The 17,212-nt window shown below is 37.3% G+C and carries 19 protein-coding genes, 1 pseudogene and 1 other annotated feature; of the genes and pseudogenes, 5 read left to right on the plus strand and 15 right to left on the minus strand.

Annotation, left to right across the window (positions count from 1 at the left end; all coding sequences use genetic code 11):
- Window positions 1-23 precede the first annotated feature (23 nt).
- A complete protein-coding gene (locus O7776_RS14230) occupies window positions 24-506 on the minus strand; it encodes a dUTP diphosphatase (RefSeq protein ID WP_274307683.1) in 483 nt (160 codons plus the stop codon).
- Between the two features lie 90 nt (window positions 507-596).
- Between O7776_RS14230 and O7776_RS14235 the strand changes: the two genes are divergently transcribed.
- The 3 genes from O7776_RS14235 (at window position 597) to O7776_RS14245 (ending at window position 2,800) form a co-directional block, all read left to right on the plus strand.
- Complete coding sequence (locus O7776_RS14235) at window positions 597-977, plus strand: sigma-w pathway protein ysdB (RefSeq protein WP_274307684.1); 381 nt, start codon at window positions 597-599, stop codon at window positions 975-977.
- 90 nt (window positions 978-1,067) lie between these two features.
- On the plus strand, window positions 1,068-1,745 hold the full coding sequence (locus O7776_RS14240; protein ID WP_274307685.1) for an ABC transporter ATP-binding protein: 678 nt from the start codon (window positions 1,068-1,070) through the stop codon (window positions 1,743-1,745).
- Window positions 1,746-1,747: 2 nt separating this feature from the next.
- Complete coding sequence (locus O7776_RS14245; protein ID WP_274307686.1) at window positions 1,748-2,800, plus strand: ABC transporter permease; 1,053 nt, start codon at window positions 1,748-1,750, stop codon at window positions 2,798-2,800.
- A gap of 48 nt (window positions 2,801-2,848) precedes the next feature.
- Here O7776_RS14245 and O7776_RS14250 read toward each other — a convergent pair whose 3' ends face one another.
- From O7776_RS14250 to infC, 6 genes are all read right to left on the minus strand, one after another.
- On the minus strand, window positions 2,849-3,439 hold the full coding sequence (locus O7776_RS14250; RefSeq protein WP_274307687.1) for a peroxidase-related enzyme: 591 nt from the start codon (window positions 3,437-3,439) through the stop codon (window positions 2,849-2,851).
- A complete protein-coding gene (locus tag O7776_RS14255; RefSeq protein ID WP_274307688.1) occupies window positions 3,432-4,208 on the minus strand; it encodes a cyclase family protein in 777 nt (258 codons plus the stop codon). Before O7776_RS14255 ends, O7776_RS14250 begins: the two co-directional genes overlap by 8 nt.
- Window positions 4,209-4,396: 188 nt before the next feature.
- A complete protein-coding gene (locus tag O7776_RS14260) occupies window positions 4,397-4,663 on the minus strand; it encodes a DUF1294 domain-containing protein (protein WP_274307689.1) in 267 nt (88 codons plus the stop codon).
- A 220-nt stretch (window positions 4,664-4,883) separates the two neighbouring features.
- Window positions 4,884-5,243 (minus strand): 50S ribosomal protein L20, encoded by a 360-nt coding sequence (rplT, locus tag O7776_RS14265; RefSeq protein WP_241369418.1) that lies wholly within the window; start codon window positions 5,241-5,243, stop codon window positions 4,884-4,886.
- A 75-nt stretch (window positions 5,244-5,318) separates the two neighbouring features.
- A complete protein-coding gene (gene rpmI / locus O7776_RS14270) occupies window positions 5,319-5,519 on the minus strand; it encodes a 50S ribosomal protein L35 (RefSeq protein WP_008407727.1) in 201 nt (66 codons plus the stop codon).
- 35 nt (window positions 5,520-5,554) lie between these two features.
- Complete coding sequence (gene infC / locus O7776_RS14275; RefSeq protein WP_274310516.1) at window positions 5,555-6,058, minus strand: translation initiation factor IF-3; 504 nt, start codon at window positions 6,056-6,058, stop codon at window positions 5,555-5,557.
- Window positions 6,059-6,641: 583 nt separating this feature from the next.
- Here infC and O7776_RS14280 point away from each other — a divergent pair.
- Both O7776_RS14280 and O7776_RS14285 read left to right on the plus strand, forming a co-directional pair.
- Window positions 6,642-6,812, plus strand: a complete 171-nt coding sequence (locus O7776_RS14280; protein WP_274307690.1) for an MCP four helix bundle domain-containing protein — start codon at window positions 6,642-6,644, stop codon at window positions 6,810-6,812.
- A 132-nt stretch (window positions 6,813-6,944) separates the two neighbouring features.
- A complete protein-coding gene (locus tag O7776_RS14285) occupies window positions 6,945-8,324 on the plus strand; it encodes a methyl-accepting chemotaxis protein (RefSeq protein ID WP_274307691.1) in 1,380 nt (459 codons plus the stop codon).
- Window positions 8,325-8,467: 143 nt separating this feature from the next.
- On the opposite strand, the gene thrS is transcribed toward O7776_RS14285, so the two are convergent.
- The 8 genes and pseudogenes from thrS to coaE form a co-directional block, all read right to left on the minus strand.
- Complete coding sequence (gene thrS, locus O7776_RS14290; RefSeq protein ID WP_274307692.1) at window positions 8,468-10,399, minus strand: threonine--tRNA ligase; 1,932 nt, start codon at window positions 10,397-10,399, stop codon at window positions 8,468-8,470.
- 47 nt (window positions 10,400-10,446) lie between these two features.
- Window positions 10,447-10,672, minus strand: a binding site (T-box leader).
- Between the two features lie 72 nt (window positions 10,673-10,744).
- Window positions 10,745-11,686 carry a primosomal protein DnaI gene (gene dnaI / locus O7776_RS14295; protein WP_274310517.1) on the minus strand — a complete coding sequence of 314 codons (942 nt, stop codon included), beginning with the start codon at window positions 11,684-11,686 and terminating at the stop codon, window positions 10,745-10,747.
- Window positions 11,687-11,688: 2 nt separating this feature from the next.
- The gene (locus O7776_RS14300; RefSeq protein WP_274307693.1) at window positions 11,689-13,053 is read right to left on the minus strand and encodes a replication initiation and membrane attachment family protein; all 1,365 of its coding nucleotides are present in this window, start codon (window positions 13,051-13,053) and stop codon (window positions 11,689-11,691) included.
- Window positions 13,054-13,070: 17 nt separating this feature from the next.
- Entirely contained in the window at window positions 13,071-13,538 is a 468-nt protein-coding gene (nrdR, locus tag O7776_RS14305) for a transcriptional regulator NrdR (protein WP_274307694.1), read from the minus strand.
- Window positions 13,539-13,734: 196 nt separating this feature from the next.
- On the minus strand, window positions 13,735-14,754 hold the full coding sequence (locus O7776_RS14310; RefSeq protein WP_274307695.1) for a glyceraldehyde-3-phosphate dehydrogenase: 1,020 nt from the start codon (window positions 14,752-14,754) through the stop codon (window positions 13,735-13,737).
- 239 nt (window positions 14,755-14,993) lie between these two features.
- A pseudogene (locus tag O7776_RS20385) lies at window positions 14,994-15,281 on the minus strand (IS91 family transposase); the annotation flags it as partial.
- Window positions 15,282-15,409: 128 nt separating this feature from the next.
- Complete coding sequence (locus tag O7776_RS14315; protein WP_274307696.1) at window positions 15,410-16,144, minus strand: sulfite exporter TauE/SafE family protein; 735 nt, start codon at window positions 16,142-16,144, stop codon at window positions 15,410-15,412.
- Between the two features lie 460 nt (window positions 16,145-16,604).
- Window positions 16,605-17,201, minus strand: coding sequence for a dephospho-CoA kinase (gene coaE, locus O7776_RS14320; protein ID WP_274307697.1), 597 nt, complete (start codon window positions 17,199-17,201; stop codon window positions 16,605-16,607).
- Window positions 17,202-17,212 lie beyond the last annotated feature (11 nt).

A 17,212-nucleotide genomic window follows, 5' to 3' on the forward strand; every position in this document is an offset into this window, starting at 1 on the left:
TGTTTTCGTGTATATTTCAGCCATTAATACCCATTACGCTGACGCTCGTAATTTTTTTCGTTTTTAGCTTTATATGCTTCAATAATATCTTCCACTGTAAAGCCTAAATTATAAGCAATTAAGCTATATTGCGACCAGATTGCCTTATAATTTTCTTCTGTTTGTTGTTTTAAAAACGTTAATACAGTTTGTGTCGCATCAATAAAAGCTTGTGTTAAATCCGTTTTCTTTTCAACAACTGGCCATGCCTCTAATGTAAATTCGCGCATGTAACCAAGTGACAGCATAAAATGAATGGAATCAACAAACTCCTCTAAAATCACGCTTTTTTCTGATGGTCCCTTCGTTGACCAAAACTTAAAGCAGCGCGTTTCATTTGCTAACTCGGCAAGCTCTACTAATAGTGCCAACCCTTTTTCATCAAAAACATCCTTTTGAATATTTTGTGTTTCTTCAATAAAACGATCTAGTTGACGCTGCATTTCAAATAATTCTATAAATTCCATAAAAAAATCCCTCTTTTTCTAAAATAAATGAAACTTTCATTCATACTTAATCGTATAGCATGAAAACACTGTAATCAAGGAGGAACTTCTATGGCACTTCTTTTACGTATTGTCATTATTATCCTCATCATCTACATATTTTATAAAGGGGTTCGCTATTTAATCGACCCAAAACGCAAATTAGATGAGGCATATGAAAATGGGAACTATTATTTTTATGATGATGTAAAAAATGTCCGGAAAAACTTTTTCATCACTTATAAAGGAGCGCTTTTTGAAGGGGAAAAATATTTAGGCACAACAGACAATTCCTTTGAAGTTATTAGCATTTTTATTTTTGTACATGATGCCATGAAACTCCAAGGGTTTACAAAAGAAGACTTCTTATACTTGGAGAAGGAAGTCCAAATGAATTATCCAAACGCCACCATCAATTGGAAAAATCCGATTGAGCAATTGATGAAGGACTAATTGATGTAAAGCGAATCGTTTTTTAACGGTTCGTTTTTTTTTTTGAAACGAAACGCCGTTATAACCGTATAGTAGTTTGAGGTGAAATTTATGGAAATACATATTCAACAAGCTGGTTATGTAGCAAATGAACCAAGTATTGAACAGATTGAATTTTTAATAACGTCCGGTGAAATTGTTGGGCTCATTGGAGGTAATGGTGCTGGTAAAAGTACAACGATTCAATCGATGTTAGGTGTTATTCCTTACTTTGAAGGGGATATCTCGATTCCCTCTTATGGTTATGTCCCTGAACGTCCACTATTCTATGAACATTTTACATTACGCGAACATCTTCAATTTTTAATCGACGAATTTCACGATGAAAGTTTATGGCATAAGGCAAATCAGCTATTAACGCTTTTTCAAATAGACAAACGTCTGGATGATTTACCTATTTACTTTTCAAAAGGAATGCAGCAAAAAGTAATGCTCGTTTTAGCATTTTTAATTGAACGCCCACTCTACATATTAGACGAGCCGTTTATGGGGTTAGATCCAAGGGCTATGCGTGAGCTGCTTATGCTAATTGATGAACGAAAACAACAAGGGGCCAGTTTTTTACTTTGTACGCACCAATTAGAAATGGCTGAAAAATTATGTGACCATTATGTATTACTGCATGATGGAAAGATGCAAGCACGGGGCACATTACAGGAACTACAACAAATTGTGGGGCAACCCATTTCATTATTGGATATTTTTTACGAGCTTCAAGGTAGGTTGTAGTTATGTTTGTAAAACGCCTTTATCGCTCTTATCAATTTAATTTTAAATTATTTAAATCTGTCTTTGATTGGACCGTTGTTCTATACATTGCCATTCCTAGCGTCGTTATTAGCTTCTTCTTATATCGCGATATTTCAGCAAATTTTCAAGCAATTGAAATTCAGTACAACATTTTGCTCACTCTACTTTTCGGATTAAGCTTTTTTCTAATAATACCTTCTTTGCGTTTGTTTTTGTATGATGCTGACCTTTTATTTTATAAACAGCAAGCCACGAAAATACGTCATATCAAATTATATGGCTATTGCTATTCATTTTTACGCTATAATTGTTTCCTTATTATCGCACTATTATTTGCTTCTCCATTCATTATTTTGCCATTATCAAAAATCATACTCGTTTTCAATATAGTCAGCGTGCTCCATATTTTCATTCATTACAAATATCAAAAATGGTATACGAAATGGCCTCTTTTTTTAGTCATTCACGCACTTTTTACTTTTACTCTTTTTATAATTCCAATTTGGGGATATAGCATACTGCTGGTGATTGTGCATGTAATTTTATTGAAAGCTGTTTTTAGCAATCGCTACTGGACAATCGAGGTTCGTTGGGAATACGAGGCATTTTATCAATGGATGAAACGTTTCTATCAATTTAGTAAGGAAATGCGCTATTATTTACCAGCTAAAACAAAGCAACCACTCGTTTTACTCGCTAAAAAGACGGTGTTTAGTAAATATCGAATTGACAATTTATTCTATAAAACACTTTTACGAAAATTACATTACATGATCTCACCTCTTCAGCTTATTGCGATTTGCTCCGGTCTATCTTTAGTTTTACCAATGTGGGCAAAAGTTTTAGTTTTTGTGTTTTCAATTATAGGTCTTCATGTTTTATTGCGTTCAATTATAGGCGAAATTAAGCAAGCGCCCTTTTTCCAGCTAATGACGGTTCATGAAGATGAATGGTTAAATGCAACATCACGGCTCCGAAATCGATTACTTACTCCAACGATTGTTATAATGGCAGTCCTATTTTTTATTCTTTAACAAACTAAAAGTGGATGCTACAGCTTTGTAGCACCCATTTTTTTCGTTTTATCGATTATGTCCATAATGCCCTGGGTTGGCAATTGCACCAATTGTACTTACCCAGCGATTTGTATAATTGAAGAAACCTGCAACGTACGCCGCCTCTAACACTTCATGGTCATTAAAGCCAGCTGCTCGCAATAAATCTACTTCTTTCGGTGTCATTTCATTCGGATAACGCGTTGCACGATACGCATAATCGCATAAAGCACGCTGCTTTTGCGTTAACTTCGCTGAACGATAATTATAGGTTAACTGATCGACCCAGCCTGGATTTTTCGTTAGTCCACGTAAGACATCGCTATGTGACGTTAAACAGTAACTACAATTATTAGTTGATGATACAACAAGCCCTATCATCTCTTTATCCGCAGTTGATAAATAGCAGGTTTCTTCATTAAATAACGAATATTTAAAGTCTAAAAAGCCTTTGTACTGCGCTGCATTAAGCGGAAGTACTTTAAATAAGTTATTTACAAAGCCATTTTGCTCTAGCTGCTTTTCGACATGCCCATCGAATATCTCCTGCAAGTCCTGTGGAATTTCTTCTTCATTTGGCTTTTGTAAATAAGAGAGCTGTTCGTTATATTTACTCATCTGCTTCACCATCTACTGGGGCAATCGCAAAACAACGAGCTGGGAAACCTGTTGCATTTTTAACTTTCGGGAACGTTGCAAAAATAATCGCACCAACTGGAGGCACTTGGTCTAAGTTGGCCATTACTTCAATTTGGAATTTATCTTGTTGTAAAACATAATCCTCACCAGCAAAGCCGATTTCTTGCTGTAATAATGGCGGATCTGTATCAAATGGTTCGTGTCCAACCGCGCCAACATTTCGCACTTCAAATAAAAACTTCAATGCCTCCACAGACCAACCTGGATAACGTGAAATGCCATTCTCATCTTTATTTAACATCGCATTTTGATTTGGCCAACGCTTCGACCAGTCCGAACGCATTGCGACAAACGCACCTTCTGGAATTTGACCATACTGCGCTTCAAACTGCTCAATATCTTCAACCGTTAATGCATAATCATGACTTTCTGTCACTTTTTCATGCACATCTATGACAGTTAATGGATATGCAAATTCATCGACACGAATTTCATCGACTAATCGGGCATTTGGTACAAAATGCCCCGGTGCATCAATATGCGTACCATATTGGCCTGGAAAAGCATAATGATTTACTTTCATTGGCGCTTCAGGGAAATCAAATAATACCGTATTTTTTAACGGTTCAAATCCCGGCCAGCGCGGTGTATCTTCACCAAAACTTTGTGTTAAATCTACCCACTTGTATTTTGGTGACTGCAATTCCTTTAATTGATTCCAAAGTGTTAAGTTTGTCGCAACTACCATCTAGAGTCCCTCCTAAAATAGTTTTCTGAATTTATTGTAAATTACAAATATTTATAAATCAAACTATTTTAATATGGATAATTAAATAATTTTTTTGTATTTCAATTATTGAATTCCTATCAAATTAAAAAAAACAATTTTTCTACATAGTGAAAAATTGTTTCTTGTTTTGTTCGAGCTTCATATCGCTATATTTTAAATAATTGCACAAGAAAAAAAATATGGATTGCCGCCATTAATGGTAAGCCAAACGCGAAGGCATTGTGCTTTGTTTTATGGCGAAATAAATACATTCCTAGCACGCCGCCACATGCGCCACCGAAAAATCCAAGCGTTAACAATGTTTTTTCTGAAATGCGCCATTCTTTTTTCTTTGCACGGTCTTTATCGATATACATATAGACGCACAAAATGAGTGAAACAATTACAACGTATGAAAGGGCTGCTAATGCCACAACAATTCCCCCTTGATTTAAGAAAATCGCTAAAGCACCCTTCCAGCCCCGAGTGGGATCGAAATCGCCGAAGGGCTGGCGCTTTAGCCTAGACAATTTGAAAAAAGACTGATAAGGAGAATTCCCTATCAGTCTTGATTATAAAAGAACATGCTAAGTATTTTGCACCTGTCGCTTCGCTTTCGGTGCAGAAAAAATATTTTCGGCTTAGCCTCAAATATTATTTAGCTACTGCTTTTTTAGCTTCTTCAGCTAATTGAGTGAATGCTGCAGCATCAGTTACAGCTAAGTCAGCTAACATTTTACGGTTAACTTCGATACCAGCAACTTTTAAGCCGTGCATTAAACGAGAATATGATAAGCCGTTCATGCGAGCAGCCGCGTTGATACGAGTGATCCATAATTTACGGAAATCACGTTTCTTTTGACGACGGTCACGGTATGCATATTGACCTGATTTCATTACTGCTTGGTTAGCTACTTTGTATAATGTATGTTTTGAACCATAGTAACCTTTAGCTAATTTTAAAACTTTTTTGCGACGAGCGCGTGTTACTGTTCCGCCTTTTACGCGTGGCATAGTAATTACCTCCTGCTAATTCTTTCGAATGATTAGTTATTTTTGTGTTTTTAAATAATCTTTACCGAACAAAGATTATTTCATGTAAGTTAATAATGTACGAATACGTTTGAAATCGCCTGAAGTTGCAACTTTAGCTTTACGTAAGTGACGTTTTGCTTTAGTAGATTTGTTAGCGAATAAGTGAGAGCCATAAGCACGGTCAAATTTTAATTTACCAGTACCTGTTTTTTTGAAACGTTTCGCAGCTCCACGGTGAGTTTTCATTTTTGGCATGTCGATTTCCTCCTAAACTTGTTTCTACATACTTATTATTTCTCGTTCTTTGGTTGAAGAACTAAGAACATGCTTCGGCCTTCCATCTTCGGTTTTTGTTCAACCGTAGATACTTCAGCACAAGCTTCAGCAAAGCGATCTAGCACACGCTGACCAATTTCTTTGTGTGTAATTGCACGACCTTTGAAGCGAATTGTAGCCTTCACTTTGTCACCTTTTTCAAGGAACTTAACTCCGGCACGTAATTTCGTTTGGAAATCATGTTCATCAATTGTAGGGCTCAAACGAACCTCTTTCATACTGATAACTTTTTGATTTTTACGAATTTCGCGGTCTTTCTTTTGCTGTTCGAACTTAAATTTACCATAGTCCATGATACGAGCGACTGGTGGCTTGGCTTGAGGGGCCACAAGGACAAGATCCAAGTTAGCACGAGCGGCAATTTCTAGCGCTTCGATTCTCGTTTTAACGCCAAGCTGATCACCATTGTGGTCGATTAGACGAAGTTCACGTGCGCGAATGCCTTCGTTTACATACATGTCTTTGCTAATAATAATCCACCTCCAAGTGTTTGTCGCGAATACATGAGTTGGTGTAAAGTATAACCCGGTCGAACGGTACACCTCTCCGCGTTATGTCCATATAGCCTTTTTTGCCTTTACAAACAAAAAAGACGGACATTCGAGATGTCCGCCCGCTATATGTGCATACGCATAAACGCGTAAAACAATTCAACGTGTCTATACCTGTAGATAACAAAATGCATCATTCAGGTGAGAAGCGGGCAGCCTCTACTTGCTAACTTTGTATTCATAACCTAGATAATCTTATCATGCCTCTTATTTAACGTCAACGTTTTTCTTTTTTTATTTTGAACAAAAATAGCCTTTCTATTCCACGCAACATTTTAAAATATTTAAACTTGCTTCAAACGTTCACCATGTTTAAAACTTTTTCAACTAGAACATTTATTAATAGTTCTTTAGATTCTTACTGTACTACTATCAATACTAGTTCATTAGATTTCAATTGAATTGTCCACAGAAACTACCTTTTATTTCCTATAGCTCCCTGTACTACAATGAAAGTGTAAGGCTATAATATTAAATGGAGTTGATAGGTATGTCTATTAAACACAAATTATTAGCTGGATTTGCACTAATGGTTATTACGAACCTCACAGCAAGCACAATCTCATTTTATCAAATGATTGGCATTGACAAACAGTACAGTGACACAATAAACAACGGATTGCCCAAGTTAAACGCAGTAAGTGATATACGAAATAGCTAAACGATAGAAAGTACACAGCTACAATCTTATATTTTAGGCGATGACACTGCTAAGGAGCAACTTGAAGTAGCTCAGTCTAAATTAGATGAAACACTAGACCTTTTCAAAGAAGGCTTAGAAACCGATGCAACCATGCAGCAATTTATTTACACTAATGAAAAAATTGAACTTTATGAAAAAGAAATTAATGAAGCATTACGAATTAATGATGCCACAGGTGGAGTCGATGCCGTGGCGTACTATTTAAAAACCGTGATCCCAGCTCGTGATGCAGCCATTAATTCAGGTGAAGAGTTAAACAATCAATTTAAACAATTATTTGATAATGCAAAAAAACAATCCGAAAATAAAAAGAACGAAGCAATAATTATCGCCGCGATTGTATTCTTTAGCTCACTCCTATTAGGTATACTACTTGCACTTAGCTTAAACCGACGAATCGCTACACCATTACAAAAATTACAAGCTTCCGTGCATACAATTGCTTCAGGTGACTTGAGTCAAGAAGACATTCAAATAAAATCAAAAGATGAAATTGGTCAATTAACGGGTTCAGTTAACACGATGAAAAATACAATCAAGGGACTACTTGAATCCTTAGGTAGAAATGCTGAGCATTTAAGTGCTTCAGCTGAAGAGTTAAATGCTTCAACACAAGAGATTACATTACTCTCTGAAAATATTGCCCATGCTGCTTCTAACTCTGTAGAATCTACACAGAATAGTGCATTTGCCGCAAAAGAATGTGCAACGGCAATGGAAGAAACTTCTTCAGCTATCCAACGTATTGCAGAATCCGCGCAGCTATTAAATACATCAGCTAACGAAACTTCTGACATGGCAGATGAAGGTGAATCAAATGTTAAAACAGCAAAACACCAAATGCAAACGATTTATCAATCAACGAAATTAACAACAGATTTAATCCATAAATTAGCGCAACAAACAGTCGAAATTGAAAATATATCACGCGTCATTACAAGCATTACAGATCAAACGGATTTATTAGCACTGAATGCAGCCATTGAAGCCGCACGTGCAGGTGAGCATGGTAAAGGCTTTGCAGTTGTTGCTGATGAAGTCCGCAAATTAGCAGAGGCTTCCAACAAGTCCGCAAATGAAATTGTCGCATTAACAAACGAAATTCAACTAGATACAAAAAATGTAGAGCAAGCCATTCAAGAAAGCTTAACTTCCGTTGAACAAGGCGTTGACATCATTGACAATACAGGTACATCCTTCAATAAAATATTGGCGGCAGTAGATTATATGCGCTCGCAAATTGAAGATGTATCTGCAGTAACAGAACAAATTTCAGCCGCAGCAGAAGAAGTTACCGCTTCAGTGCAGGAGTTGGCTGCCCAATCACAAATCGTCACAGATGATACTGCAAAAGCGAGAGATTCGATTAATGAACAAATTTCAGCCATGCAAGAAATTAATAGTGTTGCAAACGATTTAAGTGTACGCGCAGAAGATTTACAACAAGCTGTTGGAGAATTTAAATTTTAACTATTGATATTAACGAAAAATCTTACCATGTTGTATGAAACAACTTGGTAAGATTTCTTTATTTCGGAAGGATTATACTTCCAAATTACAAAAACACCCCCCTTTTTTTCAATGTCAGCATTGAGAAAAGGGGGTGAGATAAATTATTTTGTAATTTCAGCTTTAATGTTTGCTAAGAATTCTTCAAATGATACTGTTTCAGAATCTTTTGAGCCGTAACGACGAATGTTAACTGCCCCTTCTTCCACTTCTTTATCCCCTAATACTAACATGTAAGGGATCTTCTTCATTTGAGATTCACGGATTTTGTAGCCTAATTTTTCTTCACGGTCATCCATTTCGACACGTACACCAGCAGCTTGTAATTTTTCTTGTACTTCGCGAGCATAGTCATAGTGTACAGCATTAGAAACCGGAATGATTGTTGCTTGAACTGGTGCTAGCCATGTTGGGAATGCACCTTTGTATTCTTCGATTAAGAATGCTACGAAACGTTCCATTGTCGATACAACACCACGGTGAATAACGACTGGGCGTTGTGGTTGACCATCTTCCCCGATGTATGAAAGATCGAAACGCTGTGGTAATAAGAAGTCAAGCTGTGCAGTCGATAGTGTTTCTTCTTTACCAATTGCAGTTTTTACTTGAACGTCTAATTTTGGACCGTAGAATGCTGCTTCGTCTTCTGCGATGAAATAGTCATAGCCTAATTCGTCCATCGCTTCTTTTAACATCGCCTGTGCAGTTTCCCACATTTGGTCGTCATCGAAATATTTCTCTTTATTGTTCGGGTCGCGGTAAGAAAGACGGAATGAGAAGTCTTTTAAATCGAAGTCTTTGTAAACTTCTAAGATTAACTCCACTACTTTTTTGAATTCCGCTTTAATTTGGTCTGGACGTACGAAAATATGCGCATCGTTTAATGTCATCCCGCGTACACGCTGTAAGCCTGATACCGCACCTGACATTTCATAACGGTGCATTGTACCAAGTTCTGCAATACGAATTGGTAAGTGACGGTACGAGTGTAAACCGTTTTTGAATACCATCATGTGGTGAGGGCAGTTCATCGGACGTAAAACTAAAGTTTCGTTGTCCATCTCCATTGGAGGGAACATGCCATCTTGATAGTGCTCCCAGTGACCTGATGTTTCGTATAATCTTTTCGAACCAAGTACTGGAGTGTAAACATGCTTGTAGCCTAAAGATAATTCTTTGTCTACGATGTAACGCTCAATTGTACGACGGATTGTTGCACCGTTTGGTAACCATAATGGTAAACCTTGACCTACAGTTTGAGACGTCATGAAAAGGTCTAATTCTTTACCGATTTTACGGTGGTCACGCTCTTTTGCTTCTTCAAGCATTTGTAAATGATGTTTTAACTCTTCCTTCGTGAAGAACGCAGTACCGTAAATACGTTGTAACATTTTGTTGTCTGAGTTACCTCGCCAGTAAGCACCAGCAAGTGATAATAATTTGAACTCTTTTAATTTCCCTGTAGATGGTACGTGTACCCCACGGCAAAGGTCAAAGAAGTCACCTTGGTAGTAAATTGATACTTGCTCATCCGCTGGAATTGCTTCAAGTAATTCTAATTTGTACTCGTCTCCTACTTCTTCGTAGATTTTTTGCGCGTCATCACGAGAAACATTTTTGCGATCAATTTCGATGTTTTCCGAAATAATTTTTTTCATTTCTTTTTCGATTGCTGGTAGGTCTTCTGCTGTAATTGGTGTTGGTGAATCGATGTCATAATAGAAACCTGAATCGATAACTGGTCCAATACCTAATTTTACATCCGGGAATAAACGTTTCACTGCTTGTGCAGTCAAGTGAGCTGTCGAGTGACGTAAAATTTCTAATGCCTCTGGTGATTTGTTCGTAATAATTTCAATCGCACCATCTTGTTCGATCCCTGTTTTTGCATCGACTAACGCGCCATTAATTTTACCTGCTAATGTAGATTTTTTTAGACCAGGGCTAATTGAACCTGCAACGTCTAAAGTAGATGTGCCTTTTGCAAATTCCTTTACTGCGCCATCTGGGAAAGTTAATTTAATCATTTCTGACATAATGTTGTCCTCCTTATTTTTGGCAAAATAAAAAGCACCATCCCTCGTAAAGGGACGATGCTGTATATGCTCGTGGTGCCACCCTTCTTCCTTCTTCGTATATTACGAATAAGAAGCTCTCGGTCAGTTAACGTACTGAGAAACGTTGACGGATTTGCCCCATCACTGCTCCAAGGTAGTAAAGTAAAACACTTTGCTAGGAAGTTTGCAGCCAATGACTTCCCTCTCTAAAAGCTAGTTCGTTAAACTTATTGTCCTTATCAATGCATTTATTGTTTAATTACGTTAAAAGTATACGCTCGTTTTTAATGAAATGCAACTACGAAGAAGAAAATATTTAACAATTTAAATTCTTCGGTTTGTACCATCCATTTGCACTGGAATTGTGACTGCTTTAATGCGCTCCATTAAACGTGCTGCTTTTACGACCTCAATATCACCGCGCTGCGATTGTGCCAAATGATGCTCTAACCCGCTATAATCAAAATTAGATGTAATGAATGTTGGTAGCTCTTCACTCATTCGGTAATGCATAATCGTTCCTAGGATTTCATCACGTGTCCATGCTGACATCGTTTCTGCGCCAATATCATCTAACATAAGTACGGGTGCTTTTTTAACATAATCGATTTTCTCATTTAATGAATTATCGCCAATGGCATTTTTCATTTCACGTAAAAATTCTGGTACGAATACAACAACAGTTTTCACTTTTAATGTTGCAAGCTCATTGGCAATTGCACCGAGAACAAAGGATTTACCAACACCAAATTTACCATATAAGTAAAAGCCTTTTTTCGGTAGCTCTCCTGTACGTTTATATGTTGCGACAAACTCTGCTGCTTGATCAGCAATCGTTAAACGCGAATGATTGTCGATCGCTAAATCTTTTAATGTCGCCTTTAACACATCTTTTGGCATATGCATACTCGAAATCATATTCGCTACGTCACGGCGCTCATCTTCACGTTGCTTTTGCTCGCATGAGACATACGTAATATCAATAACATTGCGCGTAATGAACAACTTCGGAATATAACCTTTTAGTAAATTAGTACATTGATTCGTATTACCACAGCCGCAGCATGTTAGGGATTGCCCGGTATACTCTAATAGCTTCGGTAAGCTAATTTCAACCATTTCCTTCGTTACTTGCTGCTCATGTTCGCGTAAAAATTCTTGAACTTTTGGGTGTTCGATCGTTTCACGACGAATTGCTTCAAAACGTTCTTCAAATGAGGGCATACGCTTTTTAATTTCGTTTAATTGATTATTAATTGGTTCGATTGCTATTCACCTGCCCTATCAAGCTTTTGTAATATTTTTAAGCGCTCTTTTTCAAAATCGATTGCTCCGTCTGGTTGCTTATCTTGAAGTGGTTCCTCATTACGCTTATAAAACCAATCTGGTACTTGCTCGTCACGGCCACTTTTTCGATTATTATAGGTTGGCTTTTTCGTTTGCGTTTGTTTTGGTTGCGCACTTTCTTGTTTCCACTGCGAATACTTATCACGCTCTTGTCGTGCCAATTCCATCGCTTCTTTCGCCGTTTTTAACTGTTTTCGATTCCAGTGGTCCGCAATTTTTTCAACGTAAGCCTTAGGTAACTTCATGTCTGTTGATAGCATAACGTATTCTAATAAAACGTTTACTACACCAACGGACATTCCATATTTCACGACTAAATCTTCAGCAAGCTGTATCGAAGAGGGGATCGGTTCTTTGCCGTTGTTGATATCACGTAAAACTTGAACCGGTGCCGTTGTTTCTAAATATTGCAGTAGTTCTTGCTCTTTTGATAAATTTTCATCAACAGCTACTTCTATTTGTTTTTCAAAAGCTTTCGTTAACACTGGCGCATCTGTTGACACTGTCAGTTTATAAAAATCTGCTGCTGCTCGTTTTAAACGTTCTGTCGTTAACTTATTGTGCTCATCTAATGCGGTGATGACCACTTTTTGCATATGAAGCGGTGATAAATTGTATAAAAATGCAAGTTTAGCAATTGTATCTCGTGCCTCAAGCGTTAATGCTGCACTTGGAATTAATTGCTCCGATAGGCCAGCCTGTAATAATTTAAAATCAAATTGCTCATAGTAAAAAGGATAATCCCCAGTTGTCGCTTGATTTATCTCTAAATCGTCCATAGGTAAGCTTTGATTGATTGGGCGATACACATCAGTAAATGTGCGCGTCACCTCTTCAAATTGAGCCTTATTTGGCATTGTTAAAAAGCGTTGACGCAGTTTACGATAAGCCCCTTCTCCGATCTTACTAAATAAAAACATCGATAAAAGCGGATCTTTAAAAAAACTTGCCGCATCAAGTGGGCGCACTAATTCATAGAGAAAATGGCGACCATCCGCGACGTCTTTACGCCATGTACGAAGGAGGCCGATTGCTTCTAGCGCTACACGCGCTTCAAATACTTGCTTTAGTGGTAGTGATAACACTTGCATTAAATAATAATGGTTCATCACCTGCACACTATGGCTTTCTGCTTCTGCCCACAACGTTAAATACAAACTAATAGGTGGGGGGCCAATTAACGGCTGATAAAATAATGTTAATAATTGACGTTCATTTGTTGAAAGTGCGTGAGGGAGCGTAATTTCAAAATGATCCGTAGGCTGTAATTCTTTGAAGTGAACCATTTTCGTCCCTCCCTTTATTATTTCGAATTCGATTGACGGGTCATAATTTCTTTTAGTTCATCGATAAATACCGTAATGTCTTTGAATTGACGGTAAACGGATGCAAAGCGCACGTAGGCAACTTCATCGACTTTTGATAGTCGGTCCATTACCATTTCCCCCACATCTTCAGAGCGGACTTCAGCATTACCTAAATGACGAAGCTCTTTTTCAATTGCAAGTACGAGTTCTTCTAGCTGCTCTAATGAAACAGGACGCTTTTCGCATGCGCGAATTAAACCACGCAATACTTTTTCACGGCTAAATTCTTCGCGTGAGCCTTCCTTTTTCACAACAATTAATGGTGTTTCTTCTATTTTTTCGAATGTCGTAAAACGAAAACTGCATGATTCGCATTCACGACGTCTACGAATTTCTTTATTATCATCAACAGGTCTTGAATCAACAACACGTGTGCCATTGTATTGACAAGCTGGACATCTCATAGTTTTTTCTCCTAAGTCGTTTAATTAATATCTTTATTATATCAAAAAGCGCGCAATGGAAATAGTGATTCCTACGCGTCTATATTGTATTCAAAATGAATGCTTTAAAATTATATAGTGTTCATAGCATATAAACAATCAAAAAAAGCTTTTTGTAGAAACAAGTCGTTCTACAAAAAGCTTAGGAATTTTCAAATTAAGAGTTTACTACTGCTAATTCGTTTGCAATTTTCGTTGCTAAGTCTACTACGCGAGCTGAGTAACCCCACTCGTTGTCGTACCAAGCGATTACTTTTACTTTACGGTCACCTAAAACGATTGTTGATAAACCATCTACTGTAGATGAGAATGTTGTTGTGTTGTAATCTGAAGATACTAATGGCTCTAAGTTGAAATTTAAAATACCATTCATTTTGCCATCAGCAGCCGCTTTAAATGTAGCATTTACTTCTTCTACTGTTACATCACGTTCTAAATCAACAACTAAGTCTACTAACGAAACGTTTGGTGTTGGTACACGTAATGCCATGCCGTGAATTTTGCCATCTAATTCTGGTAATACTAAGCGTAAAGCTTTTGCTGCACCAGTTGAAGTTGGGATAATTGACGAAGCACAGTTACGCGCACGACGTAAGTCTTTATGCGGGTTGTCAATGTTGTTTTGATCATTTGTGTAAGCGTGAACTGTCGTCATTAAACCGTTTACGATACCAAACTCATCGTTTAATACTTTCACTACTGGAGCTAAACAGTTCGTTGTACAAGATGCATTTGAAATCACGTCATGTTTAGATAAATCTAATTTGTCGTCATTTACACCTAATACTACTGTAATATCTTCATTTTTACCTGGAGCAGTTAAAATAACTTTTTTCGCACCAGCTTCTAAATGCATTGCTGCTTTCGCACGGTCATTAAATTTACCAGTTGCTTCGATTACGATATCTACGCCCATTTCAGCCCATGGTAATTTTAATGGATCGCGTTCGCTTACTAATTCAACGCGTTTGTCGTTTACGATTAAAGCACCTTCGATAGCTTCGACAGTACCTGGGAATACGCCGTGATTTGTGTCATACTTAATTAAATGTGCTAACGTTTCAGATGGGTAGCTCGCATTTACCGCTACGATATTTACGTCACCGCGCATCATTGCTTGGCGGAACACCATACGACCAATACGGCCGAAACCATTAATTGCAATAGAAACTGTCATATTTTTTAAATCCTCCTAAAAGTACATTTCATTCGTTTTCTTTATTCGTTGATTAGTATAACACATATTTCAAAAAGGTGAACACATTTTACGCACATTCATAAAGTTGTTATATTCTGATAATAATGGCTGAGTAGCTACAACAAAGATGTTTATCTTTTACAAAGTAAATCAGAATGTAATCATGTTACGATTCATTTATCCACATATTTTTCATAATATGATGGCAAATCGTTTTATTTTGGGGCATGAACATAGAAATTTTTACCATTTTGTGAAAAAGCCTGTAGTAGTCGTCTTGGTTGAATTCGTTTCTTTTCCTGTTCTGTAATGCCTCATCGAATTAACTTCAATACGACCGTTTGCCATTGATTTCTTAATAATTTATATGGTGAAAAATCACATCCATTCACCTTTCTTGTCATGCCACCCATAGTATCAAGCATATGTATCTGTTGATTTAAGTTACTCTTGAGACAACTGTGTTATACTAAGAAAATTCCTGGTGTGACTTTTACTTTCTTTTGGTTGTTGAATTCTAATCAAAGAAGATTTGTTATAGTTATTTTGTCCACAAATTGTAACACCCACAATCCGGAGACTGTGGGTGTTACAATTTATTTACTTTCTTATCTTTGAAATAATTTAGCCCTAATTATTTCAAATAATCTACCATTATTTGTACAATCAGTAACACGGTCACTACCCTTAGGAGCGGCTTAATATGTTTTGATTTTAACTTTCTCGCTAAACGCAATCCTAACTGGGCACCTACAATTGCCCCAATCATCAATGCAATGGTAAGTGACCAAATGATTTTACCTGTCGAGATATACGTAATGGATGCCCCAAAACAACTTGCGAAAACACCAATTCTAGCTAAACCCACCGCTCGGATATACGCTATTTTTTGACTAGCATACAAATACATTGCAAGCGTGCTACTTCCAGGTCCAAACATCCCGTCATACATACCAATTCCGAGTAAGGCTGTACCTATTTTTTTATTCACATGTAATGGCTCTGTCCCATCAAAGTTCCCGCTACCCATGAAAGATGTAACGAATGCAAAGCTAAGTAGTAATATTGCAATGACCGTCAGCGCTTCCCCACTTAAAAAGGAGGCAATTAGTCCACCTAAAACCCCACCGCCTAAGCAAAATGCGATGACAGCCAGCGCCTCTTTACCCGTAACTTCTTTCTGTTTGAAAATAACGAGAAAACTAGATAATGAACTAACTGTATTAGACACTTTATTTGCTCCAATTGCTGAATGCACGGGCAAGCCCATGAGAAGCATTGTTGGTAAGCTAATAAGTCCTCCGCCTCCCACTAGTGTTCCAACTACATTACCAACGACCCCGACAATAAAAAAGAGGAGAAATTCCATAAAAGAGCCTTCTTTCCATTCGTACTAAATGTAAATAAAGCATACCTTTCCATAACCAATAAGTAAATTCAATATTTTTTATCGTCGCTCATAAGAAATATTCATCCTAAAAGAAGGTGAGTAAAAGATGAAAACAGGAAATGAATCCCTCGATAATAACGACCCTTACATCGGTAGGTCACCTTATTTCAAATCAAGACATCCTTCGCAAACGAAAAGTTTGAAACCATTGACAATCTTTCTTCACCCCTAACTTTATTACTTCTTTTATCGCTATCAGCCTTACCTTTTTTCTATGATTCTTTAGAAATCACTTAGAATGACTATACTCATCAAAAAATATACGTTTTAAAATATTCGTCTCCATGAAAAGTAAAATGCCATGAACACTAGGTTCATGGCACACTTAATTTATATACTTTTTTCTTTGTTAAAAAAATTCTTCAATCAGGGCACTCCATTATTTCAACACATTCCACTCATATAAAATCGATTGTAACTGAATGGCCGTATCTTCCAATGTGCCATTATTATGAATCACAGCATCTGCAAGCTGCTCTTTTTCTTTTACAGGTATTTGAGTAGCGATACGCGCACGTGCCTCGTCTTCTGTAAAGCCGTTACGTGCCATTAAACGCAGTAATTGCACTTCTTCCTCGACTGAAACAACGATAATTTTCTCTACAAAATGCTCGAGCTTACTTTCAAACAGCAATGGAATATCCATAAAAATGTTTTTTTCACCATATGACATAAATTCATCGCGCTGGCGCAGCATTTCCTCACGAATGGCGGGGTGAATAATACCGTTTAACGTTTGACGCATGTCGCCGTTATGAAAAATAATGCTCCCTACCTTTGCACGGTCCATTGAGCCATCAACTGCAATCACTTCTTCTCCGAAGGCTTCCGCGATTTTTTTTAATGTGGGGGTGCCTGGCTCTACTACCTGACGTGCAATCAAATCCGCATCCACTATTGGTAATTTATAAGATTGAATCATTTTTGCGACAGTGCTTTTTCCACTCGCAATACTTCCTGTTAATCCAATAATCACAGCAATTTCCC

Source organism: Solibacillus daqui (assembly GCF_028747805.1).
In the GTDB taxonomy this organism is placed as follows: Bacteria; Bacillota; Bacilli; order Bacillales_A; family Planococcaceae; genus Solibacillus; species Solibacillus daqui.

Coding starts and splice junctions, on each gene's coding strand:
- rpmI (WP_008407727.1), bottom strand. CDS start 5,519: ATGCCAAAAATGAAAACTCACCGTGGAGCTGCGAAACGTTTCAAAAAA.
- rplT (WP_241369418.1), bottom strand. CDS start 5,243: ATGCCACGCGTAAAAGGCGGAACAGTAACACGCGCTCGTCGCAAAAAA.
- O7776_RS14240 (WP_274307685.1), top strand. CDS start 1,068: ATGGAAATACATATTCAACAAGCTGGTTATGTAGCAAATGAACCAAGT.
- O7776_RS14315 (WP_274307696.1), bottom strand. CDS start 16,144: ATGGAATTTCTCCTCTTTTTTATTGTCGGGGTCGTTGGTAATGTAGTT.
- O7776_RS14230 (WP_274307683.1), bottom strand. CDS start 506: ATGGAATTTATAGAATTATTTGAAATGCAGCGTCAACTAGATCGTTTT.
- O7776_RS14285 (WP_274307691.1), top strand. CDS start 6,945: ATGCAGCAATTTATTTACACTAATGAAAAAATTGAACTTTATGAAAAA.
- infC (WP_274310516.1), bottom strand. CDS start 6,058: ATGTATGTAAACGAAGGCATTCGCGCACGTGAACTTCGTCTAATCGAC.
- O7776_RS14250 (WP_274307687.1), bottom strand. CDS start 3,439: ATGAGTAAATATAACGAACAGCTCTCTTATTTACAAAAGCCAAATGAA.
- thrS (WP_274307692.1), bottom strand. CDS start 10,399: ATGTCAGAAATGATTAAATTAACTTTCCCAGATGGCGCAGTAAAGGAA.
- O7776_RS14300 (WP_274307693.1), bottom strand. CDS start 13,053: ATGGTTCACTTCAAAGAATTACAGCCTACGGATCATTTTGAAATTACG.
- O7776_RS14310 (WP_274307695.1), bottom strand. CDS start 14,754: ATGACAGTTTCTATTGCAATTAATGGTTTCGGCCGTATTGGTCGTATG.
- O7776_RS14235 (WP_274307684.1), top strand. CDS start 597: ATGGCACTTCTTTTACGTATTGTCATTATTATCCTCATCATCTACATA.
- O7776_RS14245 (WP_274307686.1), top strand. CDS start 1,748: ATGTTTGTAAAACGCCTTTATCGCTCTTATCAATTTAATTTTAAATTA.
- O7776_RS14280 (WP_274307690.1), top strand. CDS start 6,642: ATGTCTATTAAACACAAATTATTAGCTGGATTTGCACTAATGGTTATT.
- O7776_RS14255 (WP_274307688.1), bottom strand. CDS start 4,208: ATGGTAGTTGCGACAAACTTAACACTTTGGAATCAATTAAAGGAATTG.
- nrdR (WP_274307694.1), bottom strand. CDS start 13,538: ATGAGATGTCCAGCTTGTCAATACAATGGCACACGTGTTGTTGATTCA.